We start from the raw sequence: 16,084 nt of genomic DNA on the forward strand, positions 1-16,084 counted from the left end.
GCGTCCGAAAGCGGTGGCGATCGGGCCGGAGTCGAGGGGGCGGCGGTGAGTTGACGACTGCACAGGACATCGGCGCAGCCGAACATATGTGTTAGGTTAGGCTTACCTAATATTGCTGGTCGGAGGGGATGTCCGTGCAAAAGTCCGAATTCGCCGGTGCCGTCGCGATGGTCACCGGGGCCGGGCAGGGCATCGGTGCGGCCGTGGCCCGGGCGCTCGTCGCCGAGGGGGCCGTCGTCGCCGCGGTGGACCGCAACCCCGGCCCGCTCGCCGCCCTCGCGGCGGAGTCGCCCGCCGTGCACCCGTACGTCCTGGACGTCGCCGACGGCCGGGCGGTGGACGACACGGTCGACCTGATCGAGCGCCAACTCGGGCCGATCGCCGCACTGGTGAACGTCGCCGGGATCCTGCGCACCGCACCCGTCGTCGAACTCACCGACCAGGACTGGGCGGAGACCTTCGCGGTCAACACCACCGGCGTCTTCCACACCGGCCGCGCGGTCGGCCGCCGGATGGCCGACCGCGGCCGCGGCGCCGTGGTCACCGTCGGCTCCAACGCCGCCGGGGTGCCGCGCGCCGGCATGGCCGCGTACGCGGCGTCCAAGGCGGCGGCCACCATGTTCACCCGCTGCCTCGGGCTGGAACTCGCCCGCTCCGGCGTGCGGTGCAACATCGTCTCGCCCGGCTCGACCGACACCGGGATGCAGCGCGCGCTCTGGGGCGAGGACGCCGAGGCCGCCGAACAGCGGGTCATCGACGGCGACTTGGGCGCCTGGCGGGTCGGCATCCCGCTCGGGCGGATCGCCGCACCCGCCGACATCGCCGAGGCGGTGGTCTTCCTGGCCTCCGACCGGGCCCGGCACATCACCATGCACGACCTCTACGTCGACGGCGGCGCGACCCTGCGCGCCTGACCGCCGCCCCCACGCCTTCCTCGCCGCTCCCCTCCGCGCCCCGGGCAACCCCCGGGCGCCGGCCATGCCCTGACCTCCCTCCCCGACCTTCCTCCCTGACGCGCAGACCGTCCAGACCGTCCCAGACTGGAGACTTCACGGTGACCACGGTGCACCACGCCCCCGCCGGGGGTGTCGCCGAGCACGCCGCTCCCGCCCCCACCGCCGCCCCGGCCCCCGCCGGGCCCGCCGACGCTTCCGCCCCGGGCCCCGACCACGCCGTCATCGGCGCGGCCAGCGGCCTGCTCGGCCAGTACCGGGCCGCGGCCGACGAGGCGTTCTTCGCCTCGCCGACCCGCACCCTGCTCACCGCCGGGGTGCACGCCCGCGTCCCGCAGGACGATCGCCCGCTGCCCGTCCGGGTCGCCGCGACGCTGGCCGAGGCCCGTCGCGCCGGGGTCGAACGGCCGCTGGTGGTCGGCGCGGTGGCGTTCGACCACGACAGCCGGGTCGAACTCGCCGTCCCCGAGAGAGTCCGCAGAGCCGGGGCGCTGCGCGACGACCCGCTGATCGCGCTGCCCGCGCCGCCGGCCGAGCCGGTCGACTGGCAGGTGCGCCCGATCCCCGAGCCGGCCGCGTACGGCGCGGGCGTCGCGGCGGCCGTCGAGCGTCTGCGCGGCGGCGAGTTGAGCAAGGTCGTGCTGGCCCGCACGCTGGAGCTGAGCGCCGACCGCCCGCTGGACCTGCCCGCGATCCTCCAGCGGCTGGGCCGCCGCGACCCGGGCGGCTACACCTTCGCCGTCCCCGCCGGCGGCGGGCGGACGCTGATCGGCGCCAGCCCCGAACTCCTGGTCTCCCGGCGCGGAACGGCCGTCCTGGCCAACCCGCTGGCCGGCTCGGTGCCGCGCAGCGCCGACCTCGGCGAGGACGTCCGGCGCGCCGCCGCGCTGCTGGAATCGCCCAAGGACCTGCACGAGCACGCCGTCGTGGTGGACGCGATCCGCGCCGCGCTGGCGCCGTACTGCCGCACCCTGGACGTGCCGGCGCGGCCGACCCTGGTGCGCACCGCCGCGATGTGGCACCTGGCCACCACCATCACCGGCGAACTGGCCGATCCGGCGGTCTCCGCCCTGGAGTTGGCCACCGCCATGCACCCGACCCCGGCGGTCTGCGGCACGCCGACGGCCGTCGCCCGGCGGGTGATCGGCGAGGTCGAGCCCTTCGACCGAGGCCTGTACACCGGCATGGTCGGCTGGGGTGACGCGGACGGCGACGGCGAGTGGGTCGTCACCATCCGCTGCGCGGAGGCGGACGAGCGGACCCTGCGGGTGTACGCGGGCGCGGGCGTCGTCGACCGGTCCCGGCCCGAGGACGAACTCGCCGAGACCAGCGCCAAGTTCCGCACCTTCCTGGACGCCGCGGGGGTGTCGCAGTGACGGCGCCGGAGAGTTTTATGATGCAGGATCAATTCGCCGTTGTGGACCAGGTCTCCCTTCAGGAGTCCGCCTTCACCCCGTACCCCGCCGAGTTCGCCGAGCGCTACCGGGCCGCCGGGTACTGGCGCGGCGAGACCTTCGGGCGGATGCTGCGCGAGCGCGCCGCCGCGCACGGCGAGCGGATCGCGATCGTCGACCCGGCGGGGGAGGGGCGGCGCTGGACGTACGCCGAACTCGACCGCCGCGCCGACCGGATGGCCGCCGGGCTGCTCGCCCGGGGGATCGGGCGCGGCGACCGCGTGGTGGTCCAACTGCCCAACGTGGCCGAGTTCTTCGAGGTGGTCTTCGCGCTGTTCCGGATCGGCGCGCTGCCGGTCTTCGCGCTGCCCGCCCACCGTGCCACCGAGATCGGCTACTTCTGCTCCTTCACCGGGGCGGCCGGCTACGTCGTCGCGGCCGTCGACAACGGCTTCGACTACCGCGAACTGGCCTCCCGGGTCAAGGCGGAGAGCCCGGCGCTGCGGCTGGTCCTGGTGGCCGGGGACGACCCGGGCGAGCACCTCCGGCTGGCGGACGTGCCCTGCGACGGGCCCGGTCCGGCCGAGGAGCCGGAGCCCGGGAGCGTCGCCTTCCTCCAGCTCTCCGGCGGCAGCACCGGTGTGCCCAAGCTGATCCCGCGCACCCACGACGACTACATCTACTCGCTGCGCGGCTCGGTCGAGCTGTGCGCGCTCGACGAGGACAGCGTCTACCTGTGCGCGCTGCCCGCCGCCCACAACTTCCCGCTCAGCTCGCCCGGTTCGCTCGGCACGCTGTACGCGGGCGGCCGGGTGGTGCTGTGCCCGCGGCCCAATCCGGAGACGGCCTTCCCGCTGATCGAGCGCGAGGGCGTGACCATCACCGGGCTGGTGCCGCCGCTGGCCCTGCTCTGGCTGGACGCCGCCGAGCGCGACGCGGGCGGCCCCGGCGCGGGGGGCCTGGACAGCCTGGAGGTGCTGCTGGTCGGCGGTGCCAAGTTCAGCGCCGAGGCCGCCCGGAGGGTGGGCCCGGTGCTCGGCTGCACGCTCCAGCAGGTGTTCGGGATGGCCGAGGGGCTGGTCAACTACACCCGCCTGGACGACCCGGAGGAGCTGATCACCACCACCCAGGGCCGGCCGATCTCCCCGGACGACGAGGTCCGGGTGGTCGACGACCAGGACCAGGACCTGCCCGACGGCGTCACCGGCCACCTGCTCACCCGCGGCCCGTACACCATCCGCGGCTACTGGAACGCGCCCGAGCACAACGCCAACTCCTTCACGGCCGACGGCTTCTACCGCACCGGCGATCTCGTCCGCCGCGCCCCCACCGGCCACCTGGTGGTCGAGGGCCGGGCCAAGGACCAGATCAACCGGGGCGGCGAGAAGGTCGCCGCCGAGGAGATCGAGAACCACCTGCTCGCCCACCCCGCCGTGCACGACGCGGCGGTGGTGTCGATGCCCGACCCCTACCTCGGCGAACGCACCTGCGCCTACGTCGTCCTGCGCGCCGAGAACCGCGAACAGCCGCCGAAGAGCATCGAGTTGAAGCGCTTCGTACGCCAGCGCGGACTGGCCGAGTACAAGGTGCCGGACCGGGTCGAGTTCGTCGACGCCTTCCCCGCCACCGGGATCGGCAAGGTCAGCAAGAAGGACCTGCGCGCCGCCATCGCGGCCGCACTCCCTACTCACTGAAGGAAAGACCACCGTGGGCCTGCCCCGCATTCCCTCCTATCCCCTGCCCGCCGCCACCGAACTGCCCGCCAACCGGGTCGAGTGGACGGTCGATCCGGACCGCGCCGTGCTGCTGGTGCACGACCTGCAGAACCACTTCCTGGACGCCTTCGACGCCGCCGCCGCGCCGGTGCCCGAACTCCTTGGGAACGTCGGCCGGTTGGCCGAGGCGGCGCGCGCCCACGGCATGCCGGTGCTCTACTCGGCTCAGCCCGGCGGGCAGAGCCCGGCCGAACGCGGCCTCCAGCAGGACTTCTGGGGCCCGGGCATCCCGGACGACCCGCGCGCGACGGCGATCGCCGACGCCGTCGCCCCCGCACCGGGCGACACGCTGCTCACCAAGTGGAAGTACAGCGCCTTCGTGCGCACCGATCTGGACCGGCTGCTGCGCGAGCAGGGCCGGGACCAGCTGGTGATCACCGGCGTGTACGCGCACATCGGGGTGCAGGCCACCGCCTGCGACGCCTGGATGCGCGACCTGCCGGCCTTCGTGGTGGCCGACGCGGTCGCCGACTTCGGCCCGGACGAGCACCGCGCGGCGCTGTCCTGGGTGGCCGGCCGCTGCGGGCAGGTCACCACCACCGACGCCGTCCTCGCGATGCTGGAAGGGAAGTGACGGGCATGGCCTTCACCGTGGAGCGGATCCGGGCCGAGGTCGCCGACCTGCTCGGAGAGGACCCGGCGGACGTCCCGCTGGACGAGAACCTGGCCGACTGGGGCCTGGACTCGGTCCGGCTGATGGCGCTCGCCGAGCGCTGGCGGGCCGAGGGCGCCGAGGTGGCGTTCGTGCAACTGGCCGAGCGCCCGGCCGTCGAGGCCTGGGCCGCACTGCTCGGCGCGGCCTGATGGAGGCCGTGCTGCTGGAGGCCGGGCCGCAGGCGCCCCCGCGCACGGACCGGGCGGCGAAGTACCCGCCGACCACCGTCGTGGGGCCGGTCGAGGCGCAGGCGGCCCGGACCCCGGACGCCCCCGCCGTGCTGCTCGCGGGCGGCGCGGTCGTCACGTACCGGGACCTGAACGCCGCGGCCAACCGGCTGGCGCGCGCCCTGGCCGCGCGCGGCGCCCGGCCGGGGGCGGTGGTCGGCCTGGCGCCGGCCCGCCACCCGGCGCAGCTGCTGACCGCGCTGCTCGCGGTGGCCAAGTCCGGCGCGGCGTACCTGCCGCTGGACCCGGCGGACGCGCCCGGACGCCGGGAGCGGCTGCTCGCGGAGACCGCGCCGGTCTGCGTGCTGGGGGAGGGGGTGCCGGAGGCGCTGGCCGGGCTGGACGTGGACGGCGAGCTGGCCACCGACCCGCCCCGGGCGCTCACGCCGCAGCACCTGCTGTGCGTCGGGTACGGCCCGGGCGGGCGCCCGGACGCCGTCCGGCTCACCCACGCCGAGGCCGACCGCCGGGTGCGCGAGCTCCAGGCGGCCCACCCGCTCGGCCCGGGCGACCGGGTGCTGCAACTGGGCCTGCCGCTCTGGGAGTTCCTCTGGCCGCTGCGGACCGGCGCCGCCGTGGTGCTGGCCGACCCGCAGCGGCCGGGCGAGGTCGGGGAGCTGGTGAGGGAGCTGGGCGTCACGGCGGTGCGGGCGACGCCGGCGGCGCTGCTGGGCGGCAGCTGAAGGGGGCGGGGCGCGGGCGGGGGCGCTGGCGGGGCGAGGGCGAGCGCGGCGAACAGATGACAACATTCAGCGAACAACTTTCAGATAACAGATGATGAAATCTGTTATCTGAAAGTTGTCATCTGTTGCCTGTCAGCCGTCGATCGGCAGCCGTCGGTCGTCAGCCGCCGGCTGTCAGGCGTTCGCCGCCAGGTCCGCCGCCGTCCAGGCCATGGCGACCGCGCCGTCCAGCACCGCCCGGTCGGCCTCCGCCCCCACCGCGGCCTCGGCGAACGCGGCCTCGTGCGGGGCGCAGGCGCCGCCGGTGATGTCCAGCACCGGGTGGATGGCGGGCACGGCGTGGGAGACGTTCCCCATGTCGGTGCACGCGAACGGCCCGCTCTCGACCGGCTCCGGCCGGCCGAGCGCCGCCGCGTTGGCCCGCCAGAGGGCGAGCAGGGCGGGGTCGGAGCGCATGTCCAGGTAGTCCGGTTCGGGCCGGTCGAGCGTCACCTCGCAGCCAGTGGCGAGCGCCCCGGCCCGGAAGCAGTCCTCGACCCGGGCGCGCAGCTGCGCGAGGTCCTCGGCCGCCGAGGCGCGGATCTCGTACTCCGCGCTCGCGCTGTCGGGGATCAGGTTGGGCGCGGTGCCGGCGGCCGTGGTGATGCCGTGCACCCGCCACTGCGGCGGCAGGTGCTGGCGCAGCAGCCCGAGGGCGACCTGGGCGACGGTGAGCGCGTCGGCGGCGTTGCGCCCCTGGTGCGGGTTGAGGCTCGGGTGGGCGGCGCGGCCGGTGTAGCGGACGGAGAGGGTGCCGAGCGCGAAGGAGCGGAAGTCGGCGACCTCGACCGGGCAGGGGTGCACCATCATCGCCGCGTCCACGCCGTCGAAGGCGCCCGCCTCCAGCAGCAGCGCCTTTCCGGCTCCGCGCTCTTCGGCGGGCGCGCCGATCACCCGTACGGTGAGCCCGAGTTGGTCGGCGTACGGGGCGAGGCCGAGCGCCGCGCCGAGGCCGGCGGCGGCGATCAGGTTGTGCCCGCAGGCGTGCCCGAGGCCGGGCAGCGCGTCGTACTCGCAGACGAGTGCGACGGTGACCGGCCCGCTGCCGAGGCTCGCGGTGAACGCGGTGTCCAGTCCGTGCGCGGGCGCGGTGACGGCGTAGCCGTGGGCGCGCAGGAGTTCGGCGCACCAGGCGGCCGCGCGGTGCTCCTCGAACGCGGTCTCGGGGTGGGCGTGGATGCGGTGGCTGAGCGCGAGCAGTTCCGCGCGGTGCGCGTGGACGCGTTCGCGGACGGCCTGTTTGGTCGCGGTCAGGGGCATGGGCGGCGCCTCCGGGATGTCAGGGCCCCCGTGCTGGGAGGCCGTTGACCAGATCATATGAAGTTAGATTAGGCTAACCTAACTAGGCGTTTCGTTCGCCGGACCCCGAGGAGCACCCCGAACCATGCCTGCCGTCGAAACCCAGGCCGTCGATGTCCCGCTGCTCGCCGCCCAGGCCGCCATCTGGTACGCGCAGTCACTCGACCCCGACAGCCCGGTCTACAACACCGGCGACGCCGTCGAGATCACCGGCCCGCTCGACGAGGGCCGGTTCGAGGACGCGCTGAGGCAGGCGGTCGACGAGGCCGAGGCGCTGAGCGCCGTCGTCGTCACCGGCGCGGACGGCACGCCCCGCCAGCAGCCGCGCCCCGGCCGCCGCTGGCCGCTGCACCACCTCGACCTGCGCGCCGCGCACGACCCGGCCGCCGAGGCCGAGGCCTGGATGCGCGCCGACCTCGCCCGCCCGGCCGACCTCGCCGAGGGCCCGCTGTTCACCCACGCGCTGATCCGCCTCGCCGACGACCGGTACCAGTGGTACCGGCGGATCCACCACCTCGCCGTCGACGCCTACGCGTTGAACCTCCTCGGCGAGCGCCTCGCCGAGCTGTACACCGCGCACGCCACCGGCGCCGAGCCCGCCGCACGCCCGTTCGCCACCCTTGCCGAGGTCGCCGCCGAGGAGGCCGCCTACCGGGACGGCGAGGAGTACCCGGCCGACCGCGCCTACTGGGCCGACCGCCTGGCCGGCGCCGACACCCCGGCGACCCTGCCGGGCAGCCCGGCGCCCGCGCTGTCCGCAACCCCGGCCCAGGCCCCCCTGCGCCTCACCGCCGAACTGCCCGCCGGCACCCGCGACCGACTGGAGCGCGCCGCCGCCACCGCCCGCGCCACCTGGGCCGAACTGCTCCTCGCCGCCACCGCCGGCTACCTGCACCGCCTGGCCGGCACCGAGGACGTCGTGCTCGGCCTGCCGCTCGCCAACCGCCGCGGACCGGCCGCCCTGCGCACCCCCGTCGCCGCCGCCAACGTCCTCCCACTGCGCCTGGCCGTCCGCCCCGCCGACAGCGCCGAGGCGCTGCTGCGCCGGGTGGTCCGCGAACTGCGCGCCGTCCGCCGCCACCAGCGCTACCCGCTGGAGGACCTGCGCCGCGACCTCGGGCTGACCGGCGAGCGGCGCGCCCTGTTCGGCCCGATGGTCAACATCAAGGCCTTCGAGGGCGATCTCGACCTGGCCGGCCTGCCCGGCGTCGTCCGCAACCTCGCCGCCGGGCCGGTCGACGACCTCGCCGTCGGCGTCTCGCCCGCCCCCGGCGGCGCGCTGCGCCTCGTCCTGGACGCCGACCCCGCCCGCCACGACACCGCCTCGCTCGCCGCCCACCGCGACGGGCTGCTGCGCTACCTCGACGCCCTCACCGACCTGCTGCTCGCCGCCCCGCAGACGCCCATCGCCCGGATCGACCTGCTCGACCCGGACGGCCTGCGCCGCGCCACCGCCGGCCGCGCGGAGCCGCCGCTCGACCGGACGCTGCCCGAGCTGTTCGCCGCGCAGGCCGCCCGCACCCCGGCCGCCGTCGCCGTCCGCAGCGGCAAAACCGCCCTCACCTTCGCCGAGTTGGACGCCGCCGCCAACCGCCTCGGCCACCGCCTGAACGCCCTCGGCGTGCGCGCCGGTGCGCCGGTCGCGCTCGCCCTGCCGCGCGGCGTGGACACCCTGGTCGCGATGCTCGGCGTGCTCAAGGCCGGCGGCGCCTGCGTCTCCCTCGACCTCGCCCACCCCCGGCAGCGCCTGGCCGCCGTCCTGGACGACGCCCGCCCGGTCTGCGCGGTCGGCACCGCCGACGCCCTCGCCCAACTGGACCTGCCGGCCGGCCTGCCCACCGTGCTGCCCGGGGACGCGGACGCCGAGCCCGCCACCGCGCCCCCGGCCCCCCGGCCCCACCACGCCGCCTACGTGCTGCACACCTCCGGCTCCACCGGCCGCCCCAAGGGCGTCGTCGTCACCCACGCCTCGCTGGCCAACCTGTACGCGGGCCACGGCGAGGACCACATCGCCCCGGCCGTGCGCCGCACCGGCCGCGAACGCCTGCGCGTCGCCCACAGCGCCTCGTTCGCCTTCGACGCCTCCTGGGACCCGGTGCTGTGGATGGTCCACGGCCACGAGCTGCACGTGCTCGACGACGCCACCTACCGCGACCCGGCCGCCCTGGCCGGCCACCTGCACCGGGAGCGCGTCGACTACCTCGACGTCACCCCCTCCTACCTCGAAGTCCTGCTCTCCGAAGGCATCCTGGACGAGGAGTGGCACCGCCCGGCGGTCATCGCGGTCGGCGGCGAAGCCACCCCGCCCGCCCTCTGGCAGCGCCTCACCGCCGCAGCCGGCCTGCACCCGATCGACCTCTACGGCCCGACCGAGACCACCGTCGACGCCTACGCCTGGACGCCCGGCCCCGACGGCGCCCCGGTCGGCCGGGTGGTGCGCGGCTCCCGCGCCTACGTCCTCGACGGCTCGCTGCGCCCCGCGCCCGACGGCGTCGCCGGCGAACTGTACGTCGCCGGGGCCTGCCTGGCCCGCGGCTACCTCGGACGCCCCGACCTCACCGCCGAACGCTTCCTCGCCGACCCGTTCGGCCCGCCCGGCGACCGGATGTACCGCACCGGCGACCTCGCCCGCCGCCGACCGGACGGCACCCTGGAATTCCTCGGCCGCGCCGACGACCAGGTGAAGATCCGCGGCTTCCGGATCGAGCCCGGCGAGATCGCCGCCGTCCTCGCCGAACTGCCGGGCGTCGCCCAGGCCGTGGTGATCGCCCGCTCCGGTCCGCAGGGCAAGCGGCTGCTCGGCTACGTCGTCCCCGAGGCGGCTCCCGAGGCGGCTTCCGAGGCGGTTTCCGAGTCCGAGGCCGCCCCCGAGGCCGTCCCCGAGACCGTTGCCGAGGCCATGCCGGAGGACGCCGCCGAACCCGCCCCCACCCCCCGCGTCGCCCTCGACCCGGCCGCGCTGCGGGCCGCGCTCGCCGCCCGGCTGCCCGGCCACATGGTCCCGGCCGCCGTCCTGGTCCTCGACGAACTGCCGCGCACCGCCCACGACAAGCTCGACCACCGCGCCCTGCCCGAACCCGCCGCCGCCGAGCCCGGCACGGCCCCGGCCACGCCGCAGGAGGAACTGGTCTGCGGGCTGTTCGCCGACGTCCTCGACCTGCCGCAGGCGCCCGGGCGGGACGCCTCCTTCTTCGACCTCGGCGGCCACTCGCTGCTGGCCGGCCGCCTCGCCGCCCGGCTGCGCGAGACCTTCGCCGCCGCCGTCGGGTTCGCCGACGTCTTCCGCCACCCGACCCCGGCCGCGCTCGCCGCCCTGCTCGACGCGCACCCCGGCGGCGAGCCCGAGGCCCGCCCCGCGCTGGTGCCCGTGCCGCGCACCGACCGGATGCCGCTGTCACCCGCCCAGCGCGGCCTGTGGTTCCTGCACCGGCTCCAGGGCCCCAGCCCCACCTACAACATCCCGCTCGCCCTCACCCTCACCGGCCCGCTCGACCGGACCTCCCTCACCCTCGCCCTCGGCGACCTCGCCGCCCGGCACGAGGTGCTGCGCACGGTCTACGGCGAGGAGCCGGACGGCACGCCGTACCAGCGGGTGCTGCCCGCCGCGCCCGTCGAACTGCACGACGGCACCGAGCTCGCCGAAGCCGTCCGGCACGCCTTCGACCTCACCGGCCGGCCGCCGCTGCGCGCCACCCTGTTCACCCACGGCCCGGCCGAACACACCCTGCTCCTGCTGCTCCACCACATCGCGAGCGACGGCGCGTCCACCACCCCGCTGGTCCGCGACCTGTCCGCCGCCTACACCGCCCGGCTGGCCGGCCGCGCACCGGAACTCCCGGCGCCCACCGTGCAGTTCGCCGACCACACGGCCTGGCAGCGGCAGCTGCTCGGCACCTCCGAGGCGCCCAGCCCGCTCGCCGCGCGGCAGTCGGAGTACTGGCGCAGCGCCCTGGCCGGCCTGCCCGACCAGCTGGAACTGCCCACCGACCGCCCGCGCCCCGCCGTCGCCGGCCACCACGGCGCCACCGTGCCCTTCACCCTCGACGCCGAGGCGCACGCGGCCCTCGCCGTGCTCGCCCGGACCGCCGGCGGTACCGTCTTCATGGCCGTCCAGGCCGGACTCGCCGCCCTGCTCACCCGGCACGGCTGCGGCACCGACATCCCCGTCGGCACCCCGGTCGCCGGCCGCGACGACCCCGAAACCGCCGACCTGGTCGGCTACTTCGTCAACTCCGTGGTCCTGCGCACCGACACCTCGGGCGATCCGACCTTCCGCGAGCTGCTCGGCAAGGTCCGCAGCACCGTCCTCGCCGCCCACGAGCACGCCGACCTGCCCTTCGACCGCCTGGTCGAGGAGCTCAACCCGCCGCGCTCCCTCGCCCGCCACCCGCTGTTCCAGGTGATGCTCGCCTGGCAGAGCCGGCCCGACGAGCCCCACCCGCTGGGCGGCGGCCTCACCGCCCGGATCGCCGCCGTCCCCAGCGGCACCGCCAAGTTCGACCTCACCCTCAACGCGGGCGAGCTCCCCGACGGCGGCATCGGCGGCTTCCTGGAGTACCGCACCGACCTCTTCGACGCCGCCACCGTCGAAGGGCTCGCCACCCGCCTCGCCCGGCTGCTCACCGCCGCCGCCACCGCGCCCGACACCGCGATCGGCCGGCTCCCGCTGATCGGCGAGGAGGAGCGGCTGCGCGCCCTCGTCGAGTGGAACGGCACCCCGCACACCCCGGCCCCGCACACCCCGGCCCCGCACACCTCGGACACCTCGGCCCCGCACACCTCGGACACCTCGGCCCCGCACACCCCGGCCCCGGACGCCACCCTGGCCGAGCTGTTCGAGGCCGCGGCCGCCGCCAACCCGCAGTCCGTCGCCGTCAGTTGCGGTGACGAGCAGCTCGACTACACCGAACTCGCCGCCCGCGCCGACCGCCTGGCCCGACTGCTGGCCGCCAACGGCATCGGCCCCGGCACCATCGTCGCCCTCGCCCTGCCGCGCTCGCTCGAACTCGTCGTCGCCCTCCTCGCGGTGGCCAAGTCCGGCGCCGCCTACCTGCCGCTCGACCCCGACTACCCGGCCGACCGCCTCGCCTACATGTTGGCCGACGCCGCCCCCGCCGCCCTGCTCACCGACCGCGCCACCGCACCCCGGCTGCCCGCCCACCAGGTGCCCCAACTGCTCGTCGACGGACCGGAGTCGGCCGCCCACCCGGCCACCCCGCTGGCCCAGCACGAGCGCACCCGCCCGCTGCGCGCCGAGGACACCGCCTACGTCATCTACACCTCCGGCTCCACCGGCCGGCCCAAGGGCGTGCCCGTCACCCACCACAACGTGGTCCGGCTGTTCCGCTCCACCGACCACTGGTTCGGCTTCGGCGCGGACGACGTCTGGACCCTCTTCCACTCCTACGCCTTCGACTTCTCCGTCTGGGAGTTGTGGGGAGCCCTGCTGCACGGCGGCCGCCTGGTCGTCGTCCCGCACCTGGTCAGCCGCGACCCGGCGGCCTTCCTCGACCTGCTCGCCCGCGAGCGCGTCACCGTGCTCAACCAGACCCCGTCCGCCTTCTACCAGCTCAGTGCCGCCGACCGGGACCGCCCCGGAACCGAACTCGCCCTGCGCTACGTGGTGTTCGGCGGCGAGGCGCTCGAACTGGCCCGGCTCGACGACTGGTACGACCGCCACCCGGAGGACGCGCCCACCCTGGTCAACATGTACGGCATCACCGAGACCACCGTGCACGTCTCCTACATCGCCCTCGACCGGGCCACCGCCGCCGCCGGAAGCAGCAGCACCATCGGCGTCAACATCCCCGACCTGCGGGTCTACGTCCTGGACCAGCACCTCCAGCCCGTCCCGCCCGGCGTCACCGGCGAGATGTACGTCGCCGGGGCCGGCCTGGCCCGCGGCTACCTCGGCCGCCCCGACCTCACCGCCGGGCGCTTCGTCGCCGACCCGTACGCCGAACTGTTCGGCGAACGCGGCACCCGGATGTACCGATCCGGCGACCTCGCCCGCCGCCGCGCCGACGGCGTCCTGGAGTACTTCGGCCGCGCCGACCAGCAGGTGAAGCTGCGCGGCTTCCGGATCGAACTCGGCGAGATCGAGGCCGTGCTGGCCGCCCACCTGGGCGTCGCCGACGCCGCCGTGGTCGTCCGCGAGGACGCCCCGGGCGACAAGCGACTGGTCGGCTACGCGGTCACCACGGCGAGCCCCGAGGAGTCGCACGCCGTCGCCGTCGCCGCCGTCACCCCCGAGGACCTGCGCGCCCACGCCGCCGCCGAACTGCCCGCCCACATGGTGCCCTCCGCCGTCGTCCTGCTGGACCGGCTGCCGCTCACCGCCAACGGCAAGCTCGACCGCCGCGCCCTGCCCGCCCCCGACGCACCCGCCACCGGCGCCGGACGCCCGCCGCGCACCCCGCGCGAACAGCAGCTGTGCGAACTCTTCGCCGAGGTGCTGGGCGTCGCGGCGGTCGGCGTCGACGACGACTTCTTCGCCCTCGGCGGCCACTCGCTGCTGGTCGTCCGCCTCGCCGGGCGGATCCGCGAACTGCTCGGCCTGGACGTCGGCATCGGCACCCTGTTCCAGTCGCCCACCGTCGCCGCCCTCGACGCGGCCCTGGCGGCCGGCTCGCAGAGCGCCGACGCGCTGGACGTCCTGCTCCCGCTGCGCCCCGCCGCGCCCGGACGCCGTACCCCGCTGTTCGCCGTCCACCCCGCCGGCGGCCTCAGCTGGTGCTACACCGGCCTGATCCGCCACCTGCCCGCCGACCAGCCGATCTACGGCCTCCAGGCCCAGGGCGTCGGCGCCGCCACGGCGGCCCGGCCCCTGCCGCAGACCCTGGACGAACTGGCCGCGCACTACGTCGACCGGCTGCGCGAGGTCCAGCCCGAGGGACCGTACCGGCTGCTCGGCTGGTCCACCGGCGGGATCATCGCGCACGCCGTCGCCGTCCGGCTCCAGGACCTCGGCCACGCCGTCGAACTGCTCGCGATCCTGGACGCCTACCCCGCCGAGGGCTTCCGCGACCTGCCCGTCCCCGACCAGGCCGAGGCGCTGGAGGCGCTGCTCACCATGGGTGGCTACGGCCCCGAGGACCTCGCCGGGCGGCCGCTCGAACTCGCCGCCGTCACCGAGCTGCTGCGCCGCGAGGGCAGCCCGCTCGCCGGGCTCGACGACGCCACCGTGGCCGCCCTCAACCGGATCTACCTCAACACCAACCACCTCGTCCGGGGCCACGACCACCGCCCCTTCGACGGCGACGTGCTGTTCTTCCGCGCCACCGTCGACACCATCGACGAGACCCTGGTGCCCGAACTCTGGACCCCGTACGTGTCCGGCCGCATCGACAACACCGACGTCGCCTGCTCGCACAAGGACATGACCCTGCCCGCCCCGATCGCGCACATCGCCCGCGTGATCACCGACCACCTGGAGAAGTCCTCCGATGAGTGACGCCCCCGCCAACCCCTTCGACGGTGACGGCGAGTTCCTCGCCCTCGTCAACGACCAGGGCCAGCACTCGCTCTGGCCGGCCTTCGCCGCCGTCCCGGCCGGCTGGAACGTCTCCCACGGCCCGTGCGAGCGCGCCGACGCCGTGCAGTGGATCACCGCCCACTGGACCGACCTGTGACCCCTCCGGCCGTCGAGGCCGCCCCGGCGCGCCCCCTGCTCGCGGGGCGCGCCGCGGTGGTCGTGGTCTACACCGCCGCGATGTGCATGAACGGCCTGGACTCGACCATCGTCAACCCCGCGCTGTTCACCATCGCCGAGGACTTCGGGCGGCCCGTCTCGGCCGCCAACGCCGTCGAGACGGCCTTCCTGGTCGGCCTCGCCGTCGGCCTGCCGGTGGCGGGCTGGCTCGGCGACCGGTTCGGCGTGAAGCGGGTCTTCCTCGGCTCCCTGGCCGCGTTCACCCTCGCCTCCGCCCTGTGCGCCGCCGCGCCCGGCCTCGGCTCGCTCGCCGCCGCGCGGGCCGTCCAGGGCGTGGCCGGCGGGCTGCTCACCCCCGTCGGGATGACCCTGCTGTTCCGGGCCTTCGCCCCGCACGAGCGGGCCGGCCTGGGCCGGATCCTGATCGTCCCGACCGCCCTGATGCCCGCCCTCGGCCCGCCGCTCGGCGGCCTCCTGACCGAACACCTCTCCTGGCACTGGCTGTTCCTGGTCAACGTGCCGATCGGGGTCGCGGCCGTCGTGACCGGGCTCATCGGCCTGCGCGCGGCGGACGAGCCCCCGGCCGGCCGCTTCGACACCACCGGCTTCCTGCTCGCCACCCCCGGCCTCGGGCTGCTCACCTACGCGCTCGGCTTCGGCCCGGCGCACGGCTGGTCCTCGCCCCCGGTGGCGCTCGGCGGCGTGGCCGGGCTCCTCCTGCTCGGCATCGCCGTGCGCCACCAACTCCGCGCCGCCGAACCACTGGTGGACCTGCGGCAGCTCGCCGACCGCACCTTCGGCACTGCCACCTGGCTGGCGCTGCTCACCTCGGCCGGCCTGATGGGCGCCCTGTTCGTCCTCCCGCTGCTCTACCAGGCGGCTCTCGGGGCATCGGCCCTCGACGCCGGACTGAGCGTCTTCCCCGAGGCGATCGGCCTGATGGCCGCCTCGCAGGTGGTCGACCGCCTGCTGCCCCGGTTCGGCCCCCGCCGCCTCGCGCTGCCCGCGCTGCTGCTCGCCGCGCTCGTCCTGGCCGCCCTCGGCTTCGCCGAGAACCCCTGGGCCGTACGGGCGTTGATGTTCGCGGTCGGGCTCGTCCTGGGCACCGCCGTGCTCACCGTCCAGATCGCCGGCTTCGCCGACGTCCCCGGGCCCGCGATGGGCCGCGCCATGGGCCTGTTCACCATCGTCCGCACCCTCGGCGGCGCCCTCGGCATCGCCGCCACCGCCGCCCTCATCGGCGCCCTGGACACCGACGGCGGCTCACCCGGCCCCTACCGCCTCGCCCTCCTGCTCACCGCCGCCCTGGTCGCCGCCGGCACTCTCCTCACCACCCGCCTCCCCCGGGAGGCGCCGGCACCCTGAATCGGCTCCGGCTGCCGTACGGTGGCCGGAGCACTGGAGGAGA

10 protein-coding genes are annotated in these 16,084 nt (G+C 75.9%); 9 read left to right on the forward strand and 1 reads right to left on the reverse strand.

Features of this window, described 5'->3' with window-relative positions; genetic code table 11:
- The first annotated feature begins 128 nt into the window (after positions 1–128).
- The 6 genes from ACFV6D_RS05090 to ACFV6D_RS05115 all read left to right on the forward strand — a co-directional run bounded on the left by ACFV6D_RS05090 (position 129) and on the right by ACFV6D_RS05115 (position 5,687).
- The gene (locus ACFV6D_RS05090; protein WP_063349841.1) at positions 129–914 is read left to right on the forward strand and encodes a 2,3-dihydro-2,3-dihydroxybenzoate dehydrogenase; all 786 of its coding nucleotides are present in this window, start codon (positions 129–131) and stop codon (positions 912–914) included.
- A 263-nt stretch (positions 915–1,177) separates the two neighbouring features.
- Positions 1,178–2,329 carry an isochorismate synthase DhbC gene (gene dhbC / locus ACFV6D_RS05095; RefSeq protein WP_063351503.1) on the forward strand — a complete coding sequence of 384 codons (1,152 nt, stop codon included), beginning with the start codon at positions 1,178–1,180 and terminating at the stop codon, positions 2,327–2,329.
- Positions 2,330–2,349: 20 nt separating this feature from the next.
- On the forward strand, positions 2,350–4,041 hold the full coding sequence (locus ACFV6D_RS05100) for a (2,3-dihydroxybenzoyl)adenylate synthase (protein ID WP_380558523.1): 1,692 nt from the start codon (positions 2,350–2,352) through the stop codon (positions 4,039–4,041).
- Between the two features lie 13 nt (positions 4,042–4,054).
- Positions 4,055–4,696: an isochorismatase family protein gene (locus ACFV6D_RS05105; protein ID WP_363366835.1), complete on the forward strand. Its 642-nt coding sequence runs from the start codon at positions 4,055–4,057 to the stop codon at positions 4,694–4,696.
- Between the two features lie 5 nt (positions 4,697–4,701).
- Positions 4,702–4,926 (forward strand): phosphopantetheine-binding protein, encoded by a 225-nt coding sequence (locus ACFV6D_RS05110; protein WP_063349844.1) that lies wholly within the window; start codon positions 4,702–4,704, stop codon positions 4,924–4,926.
- Positions 4,926–5,687 (forward strand): AMP-binding protein, encoded by a 762-nt coding sequence (locus ACFV6D_RS05115; protein WP_380558452.1) that lies wholly within the window; start codon positions 4,926–4,928, stop codon positions 5,685–5,687. The genes ACFV6D_RS05110 and ACFV6D_RS05115 overlap by 1 nt, the downstream gene beginning before the upstream one ends.
- Positions 5,688–5,861: 174 nt before the next feature.
- Here the strand turns inward: ACFV6D_RS05115 and ACFV6D_RS05120 are convergent, their stop codons facing one another.
- The gene (locus tag ACFV6D_RS05120; RefSeq protein ID WP_380368954.1) at positions 5,862–6,986 is read right to left on the reverse strand and encodes an amidohydrolase; all 1,125 of its coding nucleotides are present in this window, start codon (positions 6,984–6,986) and stop codon (positions 5,862–5,864) included.
- A gap of 124 nt (positions 6,987–7,110) precedes the next feature.
- Here ACFV6D_RS05120 and ACFV6D_RS05125 point away from each other — a divergent pair, with 124 nt between their 5' ends.
- Genes ACFV6D_RS05125 through ACFV6D_RS05135 form a run of 3 tightly spaced genes read left to right on the forward strand, consistent with a single transcriptional unit; the run spans position 7,111 to position 16,041 of the window.
- The gene (locus tag ACFV6D_RS05125) at positions 7,111–14,478 is read left to right on the forward strand and encodes an amino acid adenylation domain-containing protein (protein ID WP_380558455.1); all 7,368 of its coding nucleotides are present in this window, start codon (positions 7,111–7,113) and stop codon (positions 14,476–14,478) included.
- Positions 14,471–14,656, forward strand: a complete 186-nt coding sequence (locus ACFV6D_RS05130; RefSeq protein WP_063349847.1) for an MbtH family protein — start codon at positions 14,471–14,473, stop codon at positions 14,654–14,656. Before ACFV6D_RS05125 ends, ACFV6D_RS05130 begins: the two co-directional genes overlap by 8 nt.
- The gene (locus tag ACFV6D_RS05135) at positions 14,653–16,041 is read left to right on the forward strand and encodes a DHA2 family efflux MFS transporter permease subunit (RefSeq protein WP_063349848.1); all 1,389 of its coding nucleotides are present in this window, start codon (positions 14,653–14,655) and stop codon (positions 16,039–16,041) included. The genes ACFV6D_RS05130 and ACFV6D_RS05135 overlap by 4 nt, the downstream gene beginning before the upstream one ends.
- The last annotated feature ends 43 nt before the right edge of the window (positions 16,042–16,084 follow it).

Source organism: Kitasatospora sp. NPDC059812 (assembly GCF_042732075.1).
In the GTDB taxonomy this organism is placed as follows: Bacteria; Actinomycetota; Actinomycetes; order Streptomycetales; family Streptomycetaceae; genus Kitasatospora.

What these genes read in the sequence shown, in the direction of transcription:
- ACFV6D_RS05090 (WP_063349841.1), top strand. Translation starts at nt 129, where the DNA reads ATGTCCGTGCAAAAGTCCGAATTCGCCGGTGCCGTCGCGATGGTCACC.
- ACFV6D_RS05100 (WP_380558523.1), top strand. Translation starts at nt 2,350, where the DNA reads ATGCAGGATCAATTCGCCGTTGTGGACCAGGTCTCCCTTCAGGAGTCC.
- ACFV6D_RS05110 (WP_063349844.1), top strand. Translation starts at nt 4,702, where the DNA reads ATGGCCTTCACCGTGGAGCGGATCCGGGCCGAGGTCGCCGACCTGCTC.
- ACFV6D_RS05115 (WP_380558452.1), top strand. Translation starts at nt 4,926, where the DNA reads ATGGAGGCCGTGCTGCTGGAGGCCGGGCCGCAGGCGCCCCCGCGCACG.
- ACFV6D_RS05120 (WP_380368954.1), bottom strand. Translation starts at nt 6,986, where the DNA reads ATGCCCCTGACCGCGACCAAACAGGCCGTCCGCGAACGCGTCCACGCG.
- ACFV6D_RS05125 (WP_380558455.1), top strand. Translation starts at nt 7,111, where the DNA reads ATGCCTGCCGTCGAAACCCAGGCCGTCGATGTCCCGCTGCTCGCCGCC.
- ACFV6D_RS05130 (WP_063349847.1), top strand. Translation starts at nt 14,471, where the DNA reads ATGAGTGACGCCCCCGCCAACCCCTTCGACGGTGACGGCGAGTTCCTC.